This window comes from Marinobacter salexigens (assembly GCF_002806945.1).
GTDB classification, from domain to species: Bacteria; Pseudomonadota; Gammaproteobacteria; order Pseudomonadales; family Oleiphilaceae; genus Marinobacter; species Marinobacter salexigens.
The window spans coordinates 201,792-221,809 of record NZ_NIHC01000003.1; the positions used below are offsets into that span (position 1 = coordinate 201,792).

Annotated in this window: 17 protein-coding genes; 11 read left to right on the top strand and 6 right to left on the bottom strand. The window is 55.8% G+C overall.

Going from position 1 to position 20,018, the window contains the following annotated elements; all coding sequences use genetic code 11:
- Positions 1-2 precede the first annotated feature (2 nt).
- Complete coding sequence (locus CDH47_RS05880; protein ID WP_100638927.1) at positions 3-905, bottom strand: helix-turn-helix transcriptional regulator; 903 nt, start codon at positions 903-905, stop codon at positions 3-5.
- A gap of 218 nt (positions 906-1,123) precedes the next feature.
- On the opposite strand from CDH47_RS05880, the gene CDH47_RS05885 reads away from it, so the two are divergent.
- The 6 genes from CDH47_RS05885 (at position 1,124) to CDH47_RS05910 (ending at position 8,189) form a co-directional block, all read left to right on the top strand.
- On the top strand, positions 1,124-2,410 hold the full coding sequence (locus tag CDH47_RS05885; RefSeq protein ID WP_100638928.1) for an MFS transporter: 1,287 nt from the start codon (positions 1,124-1,126) through the stop codon (positions 2,408-2,410).
- A gap of 163 nt (positions 2,411-2,573) precedes the next feature.
- Complete coding sequence (locus CDH47_RS05890; protein ID WP_100638929.1) at positions 2,574-2,999, top strand: MarR family transcriptional regulator; 426 nt, start codon at positions 2,574-2,576, stop codon at positions 2,997-2,999.
- A 4-nt stretch (positions 3,000-3,003) separates the two neighbouring features.
- Positions 3,004-4,398 (top strand): DHA2 family efflux MFS transporter permease subunit, encoded by a 1,395-nt coding sequence (locus CDH47_RS05895; protein WP_100638930.1) that lies wholly within the window; start codon positions 3,004-3,006, stop codon positions 4,396-4,398.
- A 168-nt stretch (positions 4,399-4,566) separates the two neighbouring features.
- Positions 4,567-5,616: a L,D-transpeptidase family protein gene (locus CDH47_RS05900; protein ID WP_100638931.1), complete on the top strand. Its 1,050-nt coding sequence runs from the start codon at positions 4,567-4,569 to the stop codon at positions 5,614-5,616.
- Between the two features lie 291 nt (positions 5,617-5,907).
- Positions 5,908-7,407 (top strand): NfeD family protein, encoded by a 1,500-nt coding sequence (locus tag CDH47_RS05905; protein ID WP_100638932.1) that lies wholly within the window; start codon positions 5,908-5,910, stop codon positions 7,405-7,407.
- On the top strand, positions 7,404-8,189 hold the full coding sequence (locus CDH47_RS05910; RefSeq protein WP_100638933.1) for a slipin family protein: 786 nt from the start codon (positions 7,404-7,406) through the stop codon (positions 8,187-8,189). The genes CDH47_RS05905 and CDH47_RS05910 overlap by 4 nt, the downstream gene beginning before the upstream one ends.
- A gap of 108 nt (positions 8,190-8,297) precedes the next feature.
- On the opposite strand, the gene CDH47_RS05915 is transcribed toward CDH47_RS05910, so the two are convergent.
- The 5 genes from CDH47_RS05915 to CDH47_RS05935 form a co-directional block, all read right to left on the bottom strand.
- The gene (locus CDH47_RS05915) at positions 8,298-8,579 is read right to left on the bottom strand and encodes an Lpp/OprI family alanine-zipper lipoprotein (RefSeq protein WP_100638934.1); all 282 of its coding nucleotides are present in this window, start codon (positions 8,577-8,579) and stop codon (positions 8,298-8,300) included.
- Between the two features lie 206 nt (positions 8,580-8,785).
- Positions 8,786-9,349 carry a L,D-transpeptidase family protein gene (locus CDH47_RS05920; RefSeq protein ID WP_100638935.1) on the bottom strand — a complete coding sequence of 188 codons (564 nt, stop codon included), beginning with the start codon at positions 9,347-9,349 and terminating at the stop codon, positions 8,786-8,788.
- 99 nt (positions 9,350-9,448) lie between these two features.
- Complete coding sequence (locus CDH47_RS05925) at positions 9,449-11,173, bottom strand: potassium/proton antiporter (RefSeq protein WP_100638936.1); 1,725 nt, start codon at positions 11,171-11,173, stop codon at positions 9,449-9,451.
- A 198-nt stretch (positions 11,174-11,371) separates the two neighbouring features.
- Positions 11,372-12,550 (bottom strand): acyl-CoA dehydrogenase, encoded by a 1,179-nt coding sequence (locus CDH47_RS05930; protein ID WP_100638937.1) that lies wholly within the window; start codon positions 12,548-12,550, stop codon positions 11,372-11,374.
- A 135-nt stretch (positions 12,551-12,685) separates the two neighbouring features.
- Positions 12,686-13,768, bottom strand: a complete 1,083-nt coding sequence (locus tag CDH47_RS05935; RefSeq protein ID WP_100638938.1) for a substrate-binding domain-containing protein — start codon at positions 13,766-13,768, stop codon at positions 12,686-12,688.
- A 92-nt stretch (positions 13,769-13,860) separates the two neighbouring features.
- Here CDH47_RS05935 and CDH47_RS05940 point away from each other — a divergent pair, with 92 nt between their 5' ends.
- Genes CDH47_RS05940 through CDH47_RS05960 form a run of 5 tightly spaced genes read left to right on the top strand, consistent with a single transcriptional unit; the run spans position 13,861 to position 19,986 of the window.
- On the top strand, positions 13,861-14,391 hold the full coding sequence (locus CDH47_RS05940) for a formate dehydrogenase subunit gamma (protein WP_100638939.1): 531 nt from the start codon (positions 13,861-13,863) through the stop codon (positions 14,389-14,391).
- Between the two features lie 17 nt (positions 14,392-14,408).
- Positions 14,409-15,968 carry a formate dehydrogenase beta subunit gene (locus CDH47_RS05945; RefSeq protein WP_100638940.1) on the top strand — a complete coding sequence of 520 codons (1,560 nt, stop codon included), beginning with the start codon at positions 14,409-14,411 and terminating at the stop codon, positions 15,966-15,968.
- A gap of 1 nt (position 15,969) precedes the next feature.
- Positions 15,970-18,906 carry a formate dehydrogenase subunit alpha gene (gene fdhF / locus CDH47_RS05950; RefSeq protein WP_100638941.1) on the top strand — a complete coding sequence of 979 codons (2,937 nt, stop codon included), beginning with the start codon at positions 15,970-15,972 and terminating at the stop codon, positions 18,904-18,906.
- Entirely contained in the window at positions 18,887-19,759 is an 873-nt protein-coding gene (gene fdhD, locus CDH47_RS05955) for a formate dehydrogenase accessory sulfurtransferase FdhD (RefSeq protein ID WP_100638942.1), read from the top strand. The genes fdhF and fdhD overlap by 20 nt, the downstream gene beginning before the upstream one ends.
- Positions 19,756-19,986, top strand: a complete 231-nt coding sequence (locus CDH47_RS05960; protein ID WP_100638943.1) for a formate dehydrogenase subunit delta — start codon at positions 19,756-19,758, stop codon at positions 19,984-19,986. Before fdhD ends, CDH47_RS05960 begins: the two co-directional genes overlap by 4 nt.
- The last annotated feature ends 32 nt before the right edge of the window (positions 19,987-20,018 follow it).

Consider the following 20,018-nt stretch of genomic DNA (forward strand, 5'->3'; position numbering starts at 1 on the left):
GGTTAACGCAGGCCCGCGACTGCTTTCAGTGCGCGCTCACGTTTGCTGCCAAACCCGAGGTGATCCGGGTTGGTCAACTCAAGCTGCTGAACCAATGGGTCCGGATGGTGGCTGTCGAGAGTTATTCCAAGCCGAGATAAAACGTAGGGTGCCAGGGCGGCCCGGGCCTCAACTTCCAGATGGCCATTTTCCATACCATAATCCAGAGCGATAATTTTTTGCTGGGCTTCGGTCAGCCGATGGTCCGGGGAGAGTGACATGGTCACGAAGCGGTTCCAGTCATCATCCTGCTGCATGGTGTGTTTGGCTTTTTGCCGCAGGGCTACGGGCGCTGCGTGGAAGCGGCTGAGGGCGAAGTCGCGGAATTCCCGGTTGGAGTCGCACCAGGCCCGAAGGTGCCAATTGTTGCCGGTGCACACCAAGGTGTGTGGTTCGAGAATAGCTTCAACGGCTTCCGGGCGGCTCAAGGAGGAGTAGCTGGCTTTGAGTTGTCTGCCGTGGCGGGTGGCAGCCACGACCGAACGCATGGTTTCGGGTGCAATGACGCGGCTCGGGCTGTATACAACAGTACTGTCTGGCAAACCGATGTCCAAGGCTTCAAATGTACCGCTGAGACTTTGCTGGCGCGCCAGCAAATCCTGATACTCGCTCACATGTCCGCGGGTCACAACGGGTTGGTACCGGGGTGAAGGTACATATCCCTTGAGGTGACGATCATAAACAAGGTTGCCCGGGGCAAGTTCGCGCAGGTACGTGTTTATATCCTTGGATGCCTGCTGACGACCAATTCCAAAGCTGTGGCAAATGTGGTTTGTGGTCAAACGACCTTCCCACAGTGCAATGGTTTCGATGAGTCGGTAGCGAAGCAGCAAATCCCACCGGATGGGCCAGTCCGTTTTTTTCATAACCAGACGCTCATGGGTTTATTGAGAAATATCCATCGATGTTACCCCCAATGGCCGTGCGGGTCTGTTACGGCGCATTAATGTGAAACATTGTGAAATCATAGCATAGCAGCGTCAGCCGTGCTTTTTCGGCCTTTTTATCCCTTCGGGAAGTGCTTAGTAGTCACGCTTGCAAACTGCTGCTGTAATAACTGGCCAGAACTCCGGGAGTTTCCGCCATGACCCGAATGGTCACCTCTCTTTCTGCTCTTCTTTTGAGCATTGTTTTACTGGTCAGCGGAAATGCCTTTCTGATGACGTTGCTGGGCATTCGCCTGAGCATCGAATCGGTTTCGCCCGACATAATCGGTTGGGTGCTGGTGTGCTATTCCATCGGCTTTGTTCTGGGCACGCTTTATGTGCACCGTATCATTGGGCGTGTTGGTCACATCCGGGCTTTTGCCGTATTCGCAGCAATTGCGGCCGTTACGTCACTGATGTATCCGATGGCCGTCTCCATGGTGTTCTGGGCATTTCTGCGGGTGCTTTCGGGCTTCACTGTTGCCGGTGTGCTGGTGGTTATCGAAAGCTGGTTCTCCAGCCGTGCCAGCAACAGCAATCGCGGTGCGCTGTTCGCAGTTTATCAGGTTGTATTTTATCTTTCTGCTGCGGGCGGCCAGCTAATTATCAATGTGGGCGATCCCGCCAATTTCATGCCGTTTTCCATAGCTGCGATTTTGCTGACACTGGCACTGGTCCCCCTGTCTCTTACCCGTATGGAGGCACCTGTGATTGAGCAGGTTCAGCGTATCTCATTCTTCACGTTGGCCCGCGAGTCATTCACCGGTGTTACAGGCGCCCTCACCTGTGGCGTGCTGATTGGTGGTTTTTATGCATTGGGTCCGGTATACGCAACCATGGTAGGTCTCGATGTCGCGGAAACCTCAACCTTTATGGCAGGCGCCATTGTTGCGGCCATGCTTTTGGCTTGGCCTTTGGGGCGGTTGTGCGACCGCTTTGATCGTCGCCGTGTGATGTTCTGGGTGGTGTTTTTCGCGTCACTGGCCGCCGTGGCTGTCAGCTTTTCCGGCGCCGGAAACCTGAGGCTGCTCATGGCTCTGGTGGGCGTGTTCACCGGTCTCTCTGCAATGATCTACCCGATTTCTGTCGCAATAACCAACGACCGTATGGAAAGCACCCGTATTGTTGGCGCAAGTGCCACGCTGCTGCTCAGTTATGGTGTTGGCAGTGTGATTGGCCCTATTGTCATGGCTGAACTGATCAATCTGCTGGGCCCGAAAGGTCTGTTTATAGGCAATGCGGGATTTTTGCTGGTTCTCGCGATTATTACGTCCCTGCGCATTACCTTTACAGACGATGTAGCGGTAGAGGACCAGGAGCAATATGTACCAGCAATGCCGGAAACTTCGCCTGTGCTTACTGAACTCGATCCGCGAAATACAGAGTTCCATGAATCTCCCGAAGTTGAGGAGATGAACGATGAGGCGTTGCGCGAGACAGGCTGAGTGGTGAATGCTCGGCCGTGTTGCGGTTTTTGTCGAATTTGTTTTGCTTTTGCACCTTCTATTATCTAAATTGTTAGCTTACTATTGGTAGCTTTCCTGTAATGTAAGCCTTTTGGCCGGTGTTGTGCGGCTCGCGTGCCGGCCCCGGAACGGAGATGTAACTATGAAAGATCAATTCCCATTTGCTGTCGCTCGGGTAACCCGACGCTGGCGCAAGCTGTTAGACGAACGCCTGAAAGACTTGGGCGTCACCCAGGCCCGCTGGACCACCATGGTCTACCTGCAGGAGGGAGGTGAAGGCCTGACCCAGCGCGAGCTGGCCGGTTTGATGGCCATTGAAAACCCGACACTGGTGCGCCTGCTCGACAGTCTGGAACAACAGGGATTGATTGAGCGCCGGGCCTGCCCCAACGACCGCAGAGCCCGTCGACTGCATCTCACAGACCCTGGCCGCGACTTCATGGAAGTGCTCACCGATCGTGCCAACATGCTGCGAGACGAAATGCTGGAGGGTGTGGATGAAGGCGATATCGCGATTGCCTTGAAAGTATTCCATAAAATCATGGAAAACGGCGAAAAGCAGAAGTAGTCACTTGAGTGATAATACAGTTGAAGGGCTGACGGCCCGATATGGTAATGGCTGGCGCTGGCTAGCAGTCTGTACGGTAATGGTGGGTACCATCGCGACCGTATTGAGTGCGACTGTGGTGAATGTGGCGCTCCACGAAATTATGGTGGAATTCAATATCCGCCAAGGCATGGTACATTGGCTGGCCACCGGTTTTATTGCGGCCATGACCACCACCATGCTGGCTTCTTCGTGGCTGTTGGATCATTTTGGCGTGCGCAAGACCCTGGCGGTTGCCATGGCCGCGTTCACGGTGATATCAGTGGTTGGTGGTTTTGCCAGCTCACCGGAGCAACTCATTGCTGCTCGCATTGGCCAGGGCGCCATGGCTGGCCTTATGCAGCCCATGGGCATGTACCTGGTGTTCCGGATTTTTCCCCGCAATCGACGCGGTCAGGCCATGGGTATTTATGGCATGGGCGTGGTGCTGGCACCAGCACTCGGGCCGGTATTGGGCGGCTTTCTGGTTGATCAGCTGGACTGGCGCTTTGTAATGTTTGCGCCTGCCCCGGTCACATTCATCGGCGTATTTATGGCGCTGAAGTTTTTGCCTGTGCCTGCCGCCCGGCCGGCGCCCTATCGCTTTGACCTGCCCGGCCTGGTGCTTCTTGGTGCCACTATCGGGCTAGCCCTTGATGCCCTGAACCGCATGCAAAACCTGGGCAATCAGGAAGCTCGGGTCGCCCTCGAAGGGCTGGTGGCGCTGGTGCTGCTGGTTGTCTTTATTCTGCGGGAAAAGCGCATAAATCACCCCCTGGTGAATGTCAGCCTGCTGCGCAAGCCCGGCTTTCTGTATGCCAACCTGGGCGCAATGGCTCTGGGGCTTGCCTTGTTTGGCTCCACCTATCTGATTCCGTTATACGTTCAAACCGCCCTCGGCTATACAGCAACCCAGGCAGGGCTGTTGATGCTGCCGGCCGGCATTGTGTTAGGCATGACATTCCCACTGGCAGGAAAGCTGGCTGACCGTGGCGGTGATGCCCGTAAGCTGGTTATTTTCGGCATGGCAATGTTTGCGGCATCCGCCATCCTGTTTGCGGTATCTGATCTTACTCTGGCGTTTGGCTGGCTTGCCTTATGGACGGTGTTCGGGCGGATTGGAATAGGCTTCATGTTGCCATCCCTGTCTATAGGCGCACTCAACCCGCTCAAACCCGAAGAGCTTGGCGCAGGCTCCAGTACCATCAACTTTACCCGCCAGTTGGGTGGCGCCTTTGGCGTGAATATTGTGGCACTGACCATTGAATTCGGAGAGCACAGCGGCGGTATACCCACAATCAATGCGTTTCATGCGGCCTGGTGGCTGGTTGCTGTATTTGTTGCTGTTGCGGTGCTACCTGTCTGGCGCATGCGGGCTTAGTGTCTCGCTTGGGATTCTTTGTGGCAGAACCCGAGCTATCATAGATACAACAGCGGAGATGTTGCCGGCCAGCATAGCAGCTATCATAGCGTGCACTGGTTGATGGAACTCCTTGGGGAGCAGGCTGTCACGGCAGGTTAAGAAGCAGGTTATTCTGGAATGGGGTTTATGGGATTTAAAACGTATTCAGCACCGGTGTTGCTAGCGGTAACTCTGGCGTTTCAGCCTGTATTGGCAGCAAAGTCGACAAACGCACCTGAACAGTCTGCTGCAGAGCAGGCAGCAGACCGCAGCCCCCGAGTGCCCACGTTCGAGATCAAAGGGGATCTGGCGGGCCGCTTGGACGTGTTTACCACCCAGTATGAGGATACCTTTGCCGAAGTGGGTAGCCAGCTTGCAATGGGCTATCTCGAGTTGGTGAAAGCCAACCCGGGTGTTGACCCCTGGCTGCCAGGTGAAGGCACCACAATTACCCTGCCGCGCCAGTACATAATTCCGGACGCACGCCGGGAAGGCATTGTGATTAACCTGGCGGAATACCGGCTGTACTATTTTGCCGAGGACGGCGTCCAGGTTTATCCGGTGGGCGTTGGTACGGAGGAAAACCCGTCACCCCTTGCCGATGCGAAGGTCACCATGCCATTGGAGTCGCCGGCATGGTATCCCCCTGCCAGTATTCGTGCAGAGTACGAAGCCTCGGGCGACTTCCTGCCCCGCATGATTCCCCCCGGGCCTGATAACCCTTTGGGCACCCATGCACTCATGCTGAGCGAGAAGGGTTACCTGATTCATGGCACCAACAAGTTGTTTGGCGTGGGCATGGCGGTCAGCCACGGTTGTTTCCGAATGTATAACGAAGATATCTCCCGTTTTGTCTATCAGGTGAGCAAGGGGACACCGGTACAGGTGGTGAATAAACCCGTAAAAATGGGCATATCCGGCGGTGAGGTCTGGCTTGAGGTTCACCGTCCCGATGAGGACTACAGCCAGAAAGACAGGGATCGCCTGTGGCGCGAAGTGGCCCGGGAAGTGGAGGCTTTCCGCCAGAAACATCCGGGGGTTGAGGTTCAGCGCAAGGCAATAGAATTGGCAGTAGACCAAGCTGATGGTATCCCGACTATGATTGGTGAGCAGGTTTCACAAGTGGCCTCTGATAAAACCGCCAAAGACAAGCAGCGTTCCGCATCAGAAGAGCCTGAGCAGAAGCTGTATTTCTGATGCCCGCGGCGTCCGGCAGCTCCCTGGACAATAAACCTGGAGAATCCATGAATCGAGCCATACTGATCACCGGGGCCAGCTCCGGGCTTTTTAGCAAGAGTTCGACAGCCGGGATCGAATTATTATTAATGCCGGCATAGGCCGGCCAAAGTTGACCTTGCGGCACTTTCTGAGGGTTTGCGGGTCGAACTGAAGAAGGCCAGATCACCCATTGGCTTTGTGTTACGGCGGTTGTCGGTGCCGGTACTCGCCAAAGTGTTCTGAGTCATCTTCTGCATTCGGGGAGGCGATATGCAATATTACCGACCCACAGTATCAGGTCGCCAGAATCGGCTGAAAGTGTGGGCCGCGGTTTTTATGGCCGGTGCCTTGCTCTGTCTTACGTCACTGGCCCATCAAGTGTTCGCCCAGCAAAAAAGCTCGGGAACGGCACTTGTTCTGACGGTTGAGGGCGCCATTGGCCCCGCTACCATGGACTATATTGTTCGCGGCATTCGCCGGGCAGAGTCCGAAGAGGCCCGGTTGGTGATTCTCGAGATAGACACGCCCGGCGGTCTCATGGATTCCATGCGGGGCATCATTAAAGCCATTCTCAGCTCTGATGTGCCTGTGGCCACTTATGTTTCCCCCCAAGGCGCTCGGGCGGCCAGTGCCGGTACTTATATACTTTATGGCAGTCATATTGCCGCAATGGCGCCGGCCACCAACCTGGGTTCGGCAACGCCGGTTCAAATGGGCGGCTTGCCCGGCAGCCCGGAGCCTGCAGAACCATCGGCGGACCCCCGGCCTGATGACGATAACGCCAAAAGCGAAAACCCTCCTGCCCACAGCAAGCGCCGTGGCGAAACGGCCATGGAACGCAAGGTTCTGGAAGATGCTGTCAGCTACATACGAGGGCTGGCAGAGCGCCACAGTCGCAATGCCGACTGGGCAGAAGAGGCCGTGCGTGAGGCGGTGAACCTGGGTGCCAGTGAGGCACTGGAGCGCAATGTAATTGATGTGATTGCAGCAGATTTGCCCGCGCTTCTACGCCAGATTGACGGGCGCTGGGTGACCTTGGCATCTGGTGAGACAAGGTTGCAAACAGCCGGGCTGGAGCTGGTTCGTATGCAGCCAGACTGGCGCACTCGCCTGCTTTCCGTCATTACTAATCCCAACGTGGCCTATTTCCTGATGATTATCGGGTTCTACGGCATTATTTTTGAACTGGCAAACCCAGGCGCAGTGGTGCCGGGCGTGATTGGCGCCATCTGCCTGATCCTTGCCATGTTTGCTTTTCAGGTACTGTCGGTTAACTACGCCGGATTGGCGCTGGTGTTGCTTGGGCTGGCATTTATTGTGGGTGAGTCTTTCGTGCCCAGCTTTGGCATTCTCGGTGTGGGCGGCATAGTTGCGTTTGTTGCCGGCTCAGTCATTCTTATGGATGGTAGTCACCGCGCTATTTCCTTGCCGGCCATTGGTGGCACCGCAGTGGTGGCGGCAGGTTTCATATTGTGGACCGTTGCGCGGTTTGCCGGGTTACGGAAAAAACGCCCGGTGAGTGGCACCGAGCAGATAATCGGACAAAAAGCCGCTGCCCTGAACGATTTCGAGGAAAAGCATGGCGACTATCGAGGGCATGTGCGGCTCAGCGGAGAGCGTTGGAGAGCCCTCAGTGAACACCCTGTGCGCCAGGGTACAATCTTGCAGGTTACTGCCATTGAGGGTTTGACGGTCAGCGTAGAGGTGTCTGACGAGTCGAAGGCGAGGCAGGCACAGAGTAGCCAGCAGCAAAATGAGGAGGCTGTATGATTGGTGAACTGATTCCCTGGTTGGCACCCGTTGTGGTGCTGATACTGATTCTGGGTTCTGCCATCAAGATTTTGCCGGAGTACCAGCGTGGTGTGGTGTTTTTTCTGGGACGCTTTCAGGGCGTGAAAGGCCCCGGGCTCATTATTGTGATCCCGGGCATTCAGCAGCTTGTACGAGTGGATTTGCGAGTAATCACTCTGGATGTGCCCAGCCAGGACGTGATTTCCCGGGATAACGTAACTGTAAGGGTTAACGCAGTGCTGTATTTCCGGGTGGTGGATCCGGAGCGTGCGATTATCCGGGTGGAGGACTTCAATACAGCGACCAGCCAGCTATCCCAGACTACGCTTCGTTCTGTGCTGGGTAAGCACGATCTCGATGAGATGCTGTCCGAGCGTGACAAACTTAATGCGGACATTCAGGAAATTATTGATACTCAGACTGAAGAATGGGGGATCAAGGTTGCCAATGTAGAGATCAAGCATGTAGATCTTGATGAATCCATGATTCGGGCCATAGCGCGGCAAGCTGAAGCCGAACGGGAGCGGCGGGCGAAAGTGATTCATGCAGAAGGTGAGTTGCAGGCGTCGAAAAAGCTCGTAGAGGCGGCAAAGGTAATGTCAGCAGATTCAGGGGCCATGCAGTTGCGCTACATGCAAACCCTCGCCGATATGGGTAATACCAATTCGTCCACCATCGTTTTTCCGTTACCAATGGACATGATAAGGACGTTTATGGAGAAAACGCCGGCCAACAACCCACCAAAGCAGCCGGAGTCATAGAACAAGAGTGCCGGAGGGCCAGTAAGGAAGGGCTCGGGGAGCAGGGTGAGGGAAATTAAAAAGGCCGGGAATCCCGGCCTTTTTCTATCGTGCTTTCAAGCTGAAGTCTTACTTCTTGCTTGCACGCTCAAGCATACGCTTTGCACGCTCGTTTGCTTCGTCAGCAGACTTCTGGGCTGCTTTTGCAGCGGCCAGAGCGCGGTCAGCGGTCTGCTGAGCAGAACGTGCAGCGCTGGCTGCGCTGTTAGCGGTGTTCAGTGCGTTGTCTGCAGACTGTTCAGCAGCACTTGCAGTTGCATTGGCTTCGTCAAGAGCGCCTTGGTCGCTAGTTGCACAACCTGCAGTCAGAGCAGTAGCTAGTGCGATTCCGGCGATAGTCAGTTTACGCATTGTAAATCCCCTTATTGGTCGAGTTATTTCCTGTAAATCCAGAAGTCAGTATAGACCACTTCCTCAAAGCTTCGGCCCGATAGATAGGTATTCACTACCGGGGTCGTTAAACAGTGTAAAACACTCTGAGAAGAAATGTTAACTCAGTATATGTATATTTTCTTAGGATATGACAGCAACTTAATACTTACCCCGCGAGAAAGTCATCAGGGAACGATGCGTATTGGCGTGCCGTCATTAACCAACTGCCAGATTTCGTCCATTTCCTGGTTGTTAACGGCAATGCACCCGTTAGTCCAGTCCAGGCCTGCATAAGCGAATGCCATATCTTCTGCGCCATTGGGCAGACCATGGATCATAATGCTGCCTCCAGGGCTCAGACCCCAGTTTTCGGCCATTTCACGATCTGTTTTGCTGGGGTAGGAAATGTGAATGGACTTGTAAAAATCGCTGCCTGGATTGCGCCAGTCGAGCATGTACTCGCCCTCAGGTGTGCGCTGATCGCCTTCATAGAGCTTATGTCCCTCAGGGTTATCCCCAAGAGAGATGCGGTAGCTGCGCACAATTTCGTCCCCGTTCATCAAGAAAAGCCGGCGCTTCCCTTTTTTTACCAATACCTTGTTTACTACCAGAGAGTCGCGCGGAGAAGCCTCGACCAGCGGTGGCATGCGGGTATCGGCTTTGGCCAGCAGTTCGGTGCCGTAGGCAGGAATGCCTGCAGTAACAAAAAGTGCCAGAAGGCACCGGGTCAGAAAACGAGAAATAGCCATATCCCTAACTTACCAATGATTAATCTTCACACAGAGCTGTTTATAACATAACCGGTTGGCTGGATGTTAAGGGGTTTTGTTAACTTTTATGGCTATCCGTCAGACATTTTGTGACTTATCCATTTTTAAGCCAACCTTGGTAACCTGATCGGCCTCGGTAGCCCTCGCTACCAACTTGACGGGCCCCACAACTACGATATCGCCAACAACCGGGTGGCCCTTGGTGCGCTTGGCAAAGCATTCGGCCAGTGACAACTCTGGCTGCAGATCATCAAATTCGATGCCGTAAACCTGCTCGACATCACCAAGCAAGGCGTCACCGTTCAGCACGAAGTCCCCGAAAAACGCTCTTTCAGCAAGATATTTTGGTGTCTGACGACCGCTCAGTGACTTGCCAAGTTCTTTCATTACGCTGGGCGTAGCAAACATGGCCACCATGTCGCCACTGGATACTTCCAGCTCAGCCTTTGGCTGCAGACAGACCCGGTTGCGGAATACCCCGGCAACGGCAGTGTTTTCCGGAAAATGCAGTTGGCTCAGCAACCTGGGTGTTTCCCAATTTTCACCCCGTAAGGGGAACAGCATCAGTTCGTGATCGCCGGCCGCCGGTGCGTCAAGCGGCAAACGGCGAAAGGGCTCGCCGTTTGCGGGAATTTCCAAACGCAGCAGGCGTGCCAGCGGTGTAATGGTGGTGCCTTGAACCAGCAGAGAAACCAGCACAATAAAAAAGGCCGCATGAAATACCAATTGCGCTTCCGGAAGCCCGGCAATGATCGGGAACAGCGCCAGTACGATCGGCACGGCACCCCGCAACCCCACCCAGCTGATGAAGCCCAGTTCCCGGCGGTTAAAACCAAAGGGCCAGATAGTCGCCATAACGGTAATCGGCCTGATTACAAAAATCAGCGCTAAGGCCAGGACCAGGCCCGCCCCTGCCAGTGGCAACAGATCGGATGGATTAACCAGCAAACCAAGAATCAGGAACAGGCAAAGCTGTGCCAGCCATGCCAGGCCATCGTGAACCTGCAGTATCATTGGCATCATACGTACCTTGCGGTTACCAATCACAACGCCGCAGAGGTAGATGGCCAGGAATCCGCTGCCGCCGAGCAGGTTAATAACGGAGAATAATAGAATGCCCGCGGCCACTACCAGCAGTGGATAGAGTGATGGCATAAGGCGAATGCGATTGGTCAACTCGGAAATCAGAAAACCGCCAATGACACCGCCAATACCACCAATACTGAACTGCTTGAACAGGAGGATCAGTGAGTCCTGAATAGCGTGATCGCCGTCGCTGGCAATCAAGGTGACCATCATCAGCGTGAGGAAGATCGCCATGGGGTCGTTACTGCCGGATTCGATTTCCAGTGTGGCGCTAACCCGCTCATTCAGGTGCAAACCACGGCCCTGCAGTAATGAAAACACGGCGGCTGCGTCGGTGGATGAAATAATGGAGCCTACAAGCAGTGCGGTCATCCAGCTCAGATCGAAAACCAACCAGGCGACCAGTGCAGACCCAAGGGCAGTCATGGCAACGCCAACCGTCGCCAGTAGCATCGCGGGCTTCAGGCCTACGCGAAAGGTTTCCGCCCGGGTGCGCATTCCGCCATCCAGAAGGATAACCCCCAGTGCCAGGCTGGCCACAAGGAACGAGAGTTGGAAATCGTCGAATTCAATGCCGCCCGGGCCGTCTTTGCCCATCATCATGCCCACACCCAGGAATACCAACAGCACCGGCATGCCTACCCGGCTGGAAAGCGGGCTCAAAAGGATGCTGATGACAAGCATCAGAGCACCGACCAGGGTAAGCATTGGATCCATCAGAACTCCGTATGTGGGTGCCTGGCGAAAACAATGGAGGCGCCAGTATTGTGCAGGTAATCAGGCGGTTAGACGGGGCACCCACAGATGCGATGCCGCCACCCGCTCGACACTGAATTTTCAATGCCTTTCAGTATCTCTGTAAAGCACATTTGTATCAAATGCTTGGCGGGTGGTAGTCACCTTCATTTTTAAAAATCAGAAAAAGGCCTGAAGCCCGGTTTGAGCACGGCCCAAAATCAGTGCATGTATGTCATGCGTGCCTTCATAGGTGTTTACCGACTCGAGATTCACCATGTGTCGAATCACGCCATACTCATCGGAAACGCCATTGCCGCCGTGCATGTCTCGGGACTGGCGGGCAATATCCAGAGCCTTGCCGCAGTTGTTGCGTTTGATCAGAGAAATCATTTCAGGTGCCCAACTGTTGTTATCCATCAAGCGACCAACCTGCAACGCGGCTTGCAGCCCTAGTGTGATCTCGGTTTGCATGTCAGCAAGTTTTTTCTGGATTAATTGGTTGCTGGCCAAGGGGCGGCCAAACTGCTTGCGGTCCAGGGTGTACTGGCGCGCTGCATGCCAACAGAACTCGGCTGCGCCCATTGCGCCCCAGGCGATCCCGAAGCGGGCTTTGTTCAGGCAGCCAAACGGGCCTTTCAGGCCGCTGACGTTAGGCAGCAGGTTGTCTTCAGGCACGAAGGCGTTATCAAGTACGATCTCACCTGTAATAGAGGCACGGAGCGAAACCTTGCCTTCAATTTTAGGCGTGCTGAAGCCCTCGGTGCCCCGCTCTACTATAAAGCCTTTGATCTGATTGTCGTGGGCATCGGACTTTGCCCACACCACAGCAAGATCGGCAATCGGGCTGTTGGTGATCCAGATTTTTGCACCTGTGAGGCGGTAGCCACCGTCCACTTTCTTGGCGCGGGTAATCATTGCGCCGGGGTCGGAGCCGTGGTCGGGTTCGGTAAGGCCGAAACACCCAACCCACTCGCCACTGGCCAGCTTGGGCAGATATTTCTTTTTCTGTTCTTCGGTGCCATAGGCTTCAATGGGATGCATCACCAGTGAAGACTGTACGCTCATGGCTGAGCGGTAACCCGAGTCTACTCGCTCCACTTCACGGGCTATCAGCCCGTAGGCCACGTGATTAATGCCAGCGCCGCCATACTCCGGTGAAACCGTTGCACCCAGGAGCCCCAGTTCGCCCATTTCGGTCATGATTTCGCGATCAAAACGCTCTTCGCGAAACGCGGACAGAACACGAGTCTGGAGTTTCTCCTGACAATAGTCGTGGGCAGCATCACGAATCTGGCGTTCTTCTTCAGTCAGTTGCTGGTCCAGTAAAATCGGGTCGTCCCAGTTGAAGTGCGTCATGGTATGGATCTCTTGAGTTGTTTTCAGGCAGCTAAAGTATAGACATTTAAAAAAGCGCCCGTGGGCGCCGTTTTTATTGCGGAGTAAGCCAATACACAGTACATGAATATCGTCAAAATCAGTATCTTGCCAGCGTTAGCTTTCAGTTGATCCCGCAGCCAGTGCCTCAAACGTAGTGATCTCGCCCGGACGGTCGGGCTCGTAACCAGGCACACCGGCAATGCGGTCAAGCAATGCTGGTGATTTCAGAAGTTTGGTCAATTGCTCCAGGGTTGCCGAAGCCAGGCGGTCCTGTCGGTAAATCAGCATGTAGTGCTCACTCGCCAACTCAATAAAGTTCAGATTGAACTGCTCCGCCGCCGCCTGCACACCAAAACCCAGCTCCGCCATACCCGATGCCACAAAGGCCGCGATCGCCGTGTGGGTGAATTCCTGCTGGGGCGTGCGATTGATGCTCCCCTCTGCAAGCCCCTGTTGCTTCAGTAACAAATTGAAGAGGATGCGGGTGCCGGAGTGGCGGTCCCGGCTGACAAAGCTGAGCCCGGATTCGCTCAGATCTCGCAGCGTGCGGATGTCTTCATGCTCGCCTTTACGCATCATCAGGCCTTCGCGACGGGTAACAAAGCGAATAAGGCGCAGGTTATTGCCGCTCAGATGTTTCTGGTAGTGGCTGATTATTTGCCGGGCAAGCGCCGGGCAGGTTGGCAGGTGAAAGCTCGCTACATCACACTCGCCACGGTTCAGCGCAGTAAGGGCTTCTTCCGGGTTCCGGTATTGCAGGTTGATGTTTATTTTCTGGGAGAACTCCGGTAGGAGCGCAACCGAATACCCATGGCTGGCATGCAGGCGCAGAGTGGGTTGTGCACCGGCCAGCAGTTGCTGAACCTGATCATTCAACTCCGCTGCCATGCTATCGATTTGAGGCCCCAGCCGGGCTTTTACCCGGTGTTCCGCCCATAGCAGGGTTTCCCCCAACGCAGAGAGCTCGCTGCCGTGGCCTTTGCGCATAATCACCAGCGGCAAGCCCAGAATATCCGCAGCCCGGTTTAAAAGATTCCACGAATGTCGGTAAGACACCCCGGCAGCCGCTGCTGCAACCGTTAGCTTGCCGGTATCGCGGATGTTTTCCAGCAAACGAAACAGAACCGGTTCAAAGAATTCGTCGGTGTCGGTGCGAAACACCCAGGCCGGGGCAATGTCCAGTTTCTTGTTATGCATTTGTGTTCATATTCCTTAGCTGTGCGCGGAGTGCTAATTTGGCTGCAGAGAGCTTGGTTACAGTATCAGAATAAAAACAGGTAGGAACAATTATGCATATGTCAGAGAGTGCTAACCACAGCGCGCCGGTGGCGACCTTGCCCGAGGACTGGAGCCCTGACATCATTCGCCAGGAAGTCGCAGCCCTGCAACACAAGCCAGGTGCGCTTCTACCTATTCTGCATGCCATACAGAATCGCATTGGCTATGTGCCAGACGGTGCCGTGCCCATTATTGCCGAAATGCTGCAACAAAGCCGCGCCGACATTCACGGGGTTATCAGCTTTTATCACCACTTCCGCACCCGCCCCGCTGGCAGCAACCTGCTGGAAGTGTGCCGTGCGGAAGCCTGTCAGGCTCGGGGTGGCCGAGCGTTTGAGCGTCACGTTCAGGAAAAGCTGGGTGTGGACTACCATCAAACCACATCGGATAACGAGTTCACCCTGGAGCCTGTGTATTGCCTGGGGAACTGCGCCTGCGGCCCTTCTGTCCGCGTAAACAATGAAACGATCGGCCGAATGACCCCGCAGAAATTCGACCAGCTGGCAGACAAACTCACAACGTCTGTTTTGCAGCTAAAATAAAAGCAGGAGCAAATCCCATGACAATAACAGTGTACGTGCCCTGCGATACCACCGCTCTTTCTCTGGGCGCCGACCGTGTAGCGCAAGAACTAAAGCGCGCAGCCGCAGCGCAAGACCGGGAAATAAACCTGGTGCGCAATGGTTCCCGGGGGTTGTTCTGGCTGGAGCCTCTGGTGGAGGTGCAAACGGCACAGGGCCGGGTGGCTTATGGCCCGGTAGAGCCGGAGCAGGTAGAAGAGTTAGCCGTTGCAGGCTTGTTTGAAGGCAAACCAGATCATCCACTGTATTTGGGCGACATCGAACAACACCCCTACCTTGCGCAGCAACAGCGCCTGACCTTTGCCCGCATAGGCATTACCGACCCAATCTGTATTGACGATTACATTGCTCACGGCGGCTTCGCCGGTTTGGAGAAAGCCGCTGTACTGACACCCCAGAACATTGTGGATGAAGTAAAAGCCTCTGGCCTCCGTGGCCGTGGCGGCGCCGCCTTCCCCGCAGGCATTAAATGGCAAACCGTGTTGGACGAGCCACATGGCCAGCAAAAGTACGTGGTGTGTAACGCCGACGAAGGCGATTCCGGCACCTTCGCCGATCGCCTGGTGATGGAGTGCGACCCGTACATGCTGATTGAAGGCATGGCCATTGCCGGCTTGGCAGTGGGCGCTACTGTTGGTTTTATTTATCTGCGCTCGGAATACCTGCTGTCGGAAACAATGCTGAACGAAGCTATTCGCAGGGCGGAGGCTCAAGGTTATCTTGGCGAAAACGTCTGCGGTAGTGGTCGCCCCTTTCTCCTTGAAGTGCGCCTCGGTGCAGGCGCGTATATCTGTGGTGAAGAAACCTCCCTGCTGGAAAGCCTGGAAGGCAAGCGGGGGTTGGTGCGCTCCAAGCCGCCACTACCCGCCATCAAAGGGCTGTTCGGGCAACCTACAGTGGTAAACAACGTGCTCTCGCTGGCGGCCGTGCCATACATCATGGCCAACGGCGGCAAAGCCTACGCGGATTACGGTATGGGTCGCTCGCTGGGCACCCTGCCCATTCAGTTGGCGGGCAACATCAAACAGGGCGGCCTGATTGAACTGGCCTTTGGCGTGAGCTTACGCACCGTGCTGGAAGACTTCGGTGCTGGCACCTTCACTGGCCGGCCCATAAAAGCCGTGCAAGTAGGCGGCCCTTTAATGGCCTATATGCCAGAAAGCCAATGGGACACCCCCATGGATTATGAAGCCTTCGCTGCCCTCGGTGCCGGAATTGGCCACGGCGGCGTGGTGGTGTTTGATGACACTGTGGATATGGGCGAGCAAGCCCGCTTTGCCATGGAGTTCTGCGCTGTTGAATCCTGCGGTAAATGCACCCCCTGCCGGATTGGTTCAGTGCGCGGCGTGGAAGTGATTGATCGCATCCGCGCAGGTGAAAACCGGGATAGCAATCTGGAATTGTTGGAAGACCTGTGTGAAACCATGGTGGACGGTTCCCTCTGCGCCATGGGGGGCATGACCCCCTTCCCGGTACAGAGCGTTATGAAATATTTCCCAGAAGACCTGATGGCCAGCCCGCGCCAGGTGGAGGCTTGATATGTTGCACTACTACGATCCCGCTACCCAAACCTATGAGCCTGGCAAAAACGGCCTGAACCCTGATTTCGACTCCTTTTCCAGGGATCTGGGCACACCGCCCAGCCTCTCGGAAGAGCCGGTATCCATATCGGTGGATGGCCGTGAGATCACGGTTCCTGAGGGCACCTCGGTATTACGCGCAGCCGCATTGGCGGGCATCAACATCCCCAAATTGTGCGCTTCCGACAATCTGGAAGCCTTTGGCTCCTGCCGCCTGTGTGCGGTAGAGATTGAAGGCCGCCGCGGCTACCCGGCCTCCTGCACCACGCCTGTGGCCGAAGGTATGGCCGTGACCACCCAGACCGGCAAGCTGGCAAAACTGCGCCGCAATATCATGGAGCTGTACATCTCCGACCACCCGCTGGACTGCCTCACCTGCCCGGCCAACGGCAATTGCGAGCTGCAAGATGTGGCCGGCGTAGTGGGCCTTCGGGAAGTGCGTTACGGGTTTGAGGGCGAAAATCACCTGGATGCGGAAACCGACAGCTCCAACCCCTATTTCAGCTTCGACCCCAGCAAATGCATTGTCTGCTCCCGCTGTGTGCGAGCCTGCGACGAGGTGCAGGGCACCTTTGCATTGACCATTGAAGGCCGCGGCTTTGATTCCAAAGTCGTTGCCAGCCAGAACGATCCGTTTATGGATTCCGAATGCGTATCTTGTGGAGCCTGTGTTCAGGCGTGCCCCACCTCTACGCTGATGGAAAAGAGCGTCATTGAAGAGGGCCAGCCCGAGCACAGCGTGGTCACCACCTGCGCCTATTGCGGTGTGGGCTGCTCCTTCAAGGCCGAAATGAAAGGTGATCAGGTAGTGCGCATGGTTCCCTACAAAGGCGGCGAAGCCAACCACGGCCATTCCTGCGTGAAGGGCCGCTTTGCCTTTGGCTACGCCACCCATGAGGACCGTATCCGCGAACCGATGATCCGCGATTCCATCAACGACCCCTGGCAAGTCGTATCCTGGGACGAAGCCCTCGCTTTTGCAGCGAAAAAGCTCAAAGCGACCCAGGCGAAATACGGCCGTGAAAGCATCGGTGGCATCACCTCCTCACGCTGCACCAACGAAGAAACCTATCTGGTGCAGAAGCTTGTTCGTGCTGCCTTTGGCAACAACAATACAGATACCTGTGCACGGGTATGCCATTCCCCTACGGGTTATGGCCTCAAAACAACCTTGGGCGAATCCGCGGGCACCCAAACCTTCGATTCAGTGATGAAGGCCGACACCATCATGGTGATTGGTGCCAACCCGACCGATGCCCACCCGGTATTCGGTTCGCTGATGCGCAAGCGCTTGCGCCAGGGCGCCAAGCTGATTGTGATTGATCCGCGCCGAATTGATTTGATCTCCACGCCCAATGCTGAAGAAGGCCTGCACCTGCCACTGCGCCCCGGCACCAACGTGGCCATTGTGAACGCGCTGGCTCATGTGATTGTGACCGAAGGCCTGGAAGATCAGGAATTCATCAACAGCCGCTGCGACACCGAGGCTTACAACACCTGGCGCAGCTTTATTGCCGAGGAACGCAATTCCCCGGAAGCCATGGAAGCGGTCACCGGTGTAGCGGCAGATAAAGTTCGTGAAGCCGCCCGCCTCTATGCACAGGCAGGCAATGGCGCCATCTACTACGGCCTGGGTGTAACCGAACACAGCCAGGGCTCCACCATGGTGATGGGCATTGCTAACCTGGCGTTGGCCACCGGCAACATCGGCAAAGAAGGCGGTGGTGTAAACCCGCTGCGCGGGCAGAATAACGTGCAGGGCTCCTGCGACATGGGCTCCTTTCCCCACGAGCTGCCCGGCTATCAGCATGTGAACGACCAGGCCGTGCGTGAGCGCTTCGAGGCTGTTTGGGGCGTGCCCATCGACAAAGAGCCGGGGCTACGCATTCCCAATATGTTTGATGCGGCCATTGCCGGCACCTTCAAAGCGCTCTATGTGCAAGGCGAGGACATAGCCCAGTCAGACCCCAACACCCAGCATGTGGAAGCCGCCCTGAGAGCCTTGGATTGCCTGGTGGTTCAAGACATTTTCCTGAACGAAACCGCCAAGTTTGCCCACGTGCTGCTACCGGGTTCCACCTTCCTGGAAAAGAACGGCACCTTCACCAACGCCGAGCGCCGCATCAACCGCGTGCGCAAAGTGATGGAGCCCATTGCCGGTATGGAAGACTGGCAAGTGACCATGGCGCTGTCCAACGCTTTGGGTTACCCCATGCACTACAATCACCCCTCTGAAATCATGGATGAAATTGCTTCACTCACACCCACGTTTACCGGTGTGAATTACGACAAGCTGGAGCAGTTGGGTAGCATCCAGTGGCCCTGTAACGAGGAGCACCCGGAGGGCATGCCCACCATGCACACCGTGGACTTCCCCATCGGCAAGGGCCGGTTTGCCGTCACCGAATACCTGGCCACCGAGGAGCGCGCCAGCCGCCGGTTCCCGCTGTTGCTGACTACAGGGCGCATCCTGTCCCAGTACAACGTTGGCGCCCAAACCCGTCGCACCAGCAACAGCGACTGGCACGAAGAAGACGTGCTTGAACTGCACCCCAGCGATGCAGAACTGCGTGGCGTAAAAGACGGCGACTGGCTGGGCATCAGCAGCCGCGTGGGCCATACCGTGCTGCGGGCAAAGCTGAGCACCCGAATGCTGCCAGGCGTGGTTTACACTACCTTCCACCACCCCAGCAGTGGTGCCAACGTGGTCACCACCGACAACTCCGACTGGGCCACCAACTGCCCGGAATACAAGGTAACCGCGGTCCAGGTGGAAAAAGTGTCCCAACCCTCGGATTGGCAGCGCAACTTTGTGGACTTTGACCAGCGCCAGCAGGCTTTGCTACAGCCAGCTATGGAAAGCGAGGAAGGCAGCCATGCAAACGCTCTCAAATAGAACGGAATTTGCTGCCATGGATGACACACCTGTAAACGCTTCACCCCCGGTGAGTGAAGCCCGGGTGAATGTGCGCGGCGGCATTGAAGGTGCCCGGTCGCAGGATCTGGTTGCGGAAGAAGTGCCGGTGGCCATGGTTTACAACGGCGTGTCCCACGCGGTGATGATGGCCTCGCCCTGTGATCTTGAGGACTTTGCCCTGGGTTTCAGTATCAGCGAAGGCATACTGCAACGCCCGGACCAGCTGTTCAGCATCGAAATAAAACCGGGTGAAGACGGCATAGAAGTGGACATGCACATAGCCGGCGACTGCTACGCCCGTTTGCGGGAGCAACGCCGCAACATGGCTGGCCGAACCGGTTGCGGGCTCTGCGGTACAGAATCCCTGGCCCATGTGGTGAGAACCCTTGAACAAGTCGCACCACAGCCACTCCCCAGCGACAAGGCTGTGCAGGATGCGCTGAGCAATTTGAAAAAGCATCAGCCGTTACAGCTACAAACAGGAGCCACCCACGGTGCGGCTTGGTGTGACCCACAGGGCAGAATTTTGCTGGCTCGGGAAGATGTAGGCCGGCATAACGCATTGGATAAACTGATCGGCGCCCGGCTACGGGTACATGGCGGCCAAGCTTTCACAGAAGGCTTCGCACTGATTTCCAGCCGGGCAAGCTTTGAAATGGTGCAAAAAAGCGCCAGCGTGGGTATCGGCACCTTGGTGGCGGTATCCGCCCCTACAGCTTTGGCCATTCGAGAGGCCGAAAAAAGCGGCATGAAGCTTATTGGCTTTGCCCGCCCCGGCCGCCACGTGATTTATGCCCGTGGCGGGGAAGCGGCTCAGGAGAAAAAGTTGTGAGTGATCAGCAGTTAAACAACCTGATTAAAATGCTCGACCAGATAATCGCCAACAACCTGCACCATGGTGACGACGATAAAGTAAGCGACGTAGCGGCCGACCATCTGCAAAAGTTCTGGGCCAGAAGCATGAAGCAGCAAATCATCGCCCACGCCAACCAAAGCCCGAGAGAGCTGTCTGTTTTGGCAAAACTGACGGTCGACAAGTTAGAGCCCACAGTGAAGTAGCGTGAAATCGTACAGGTTTTAACCGTTTTTTA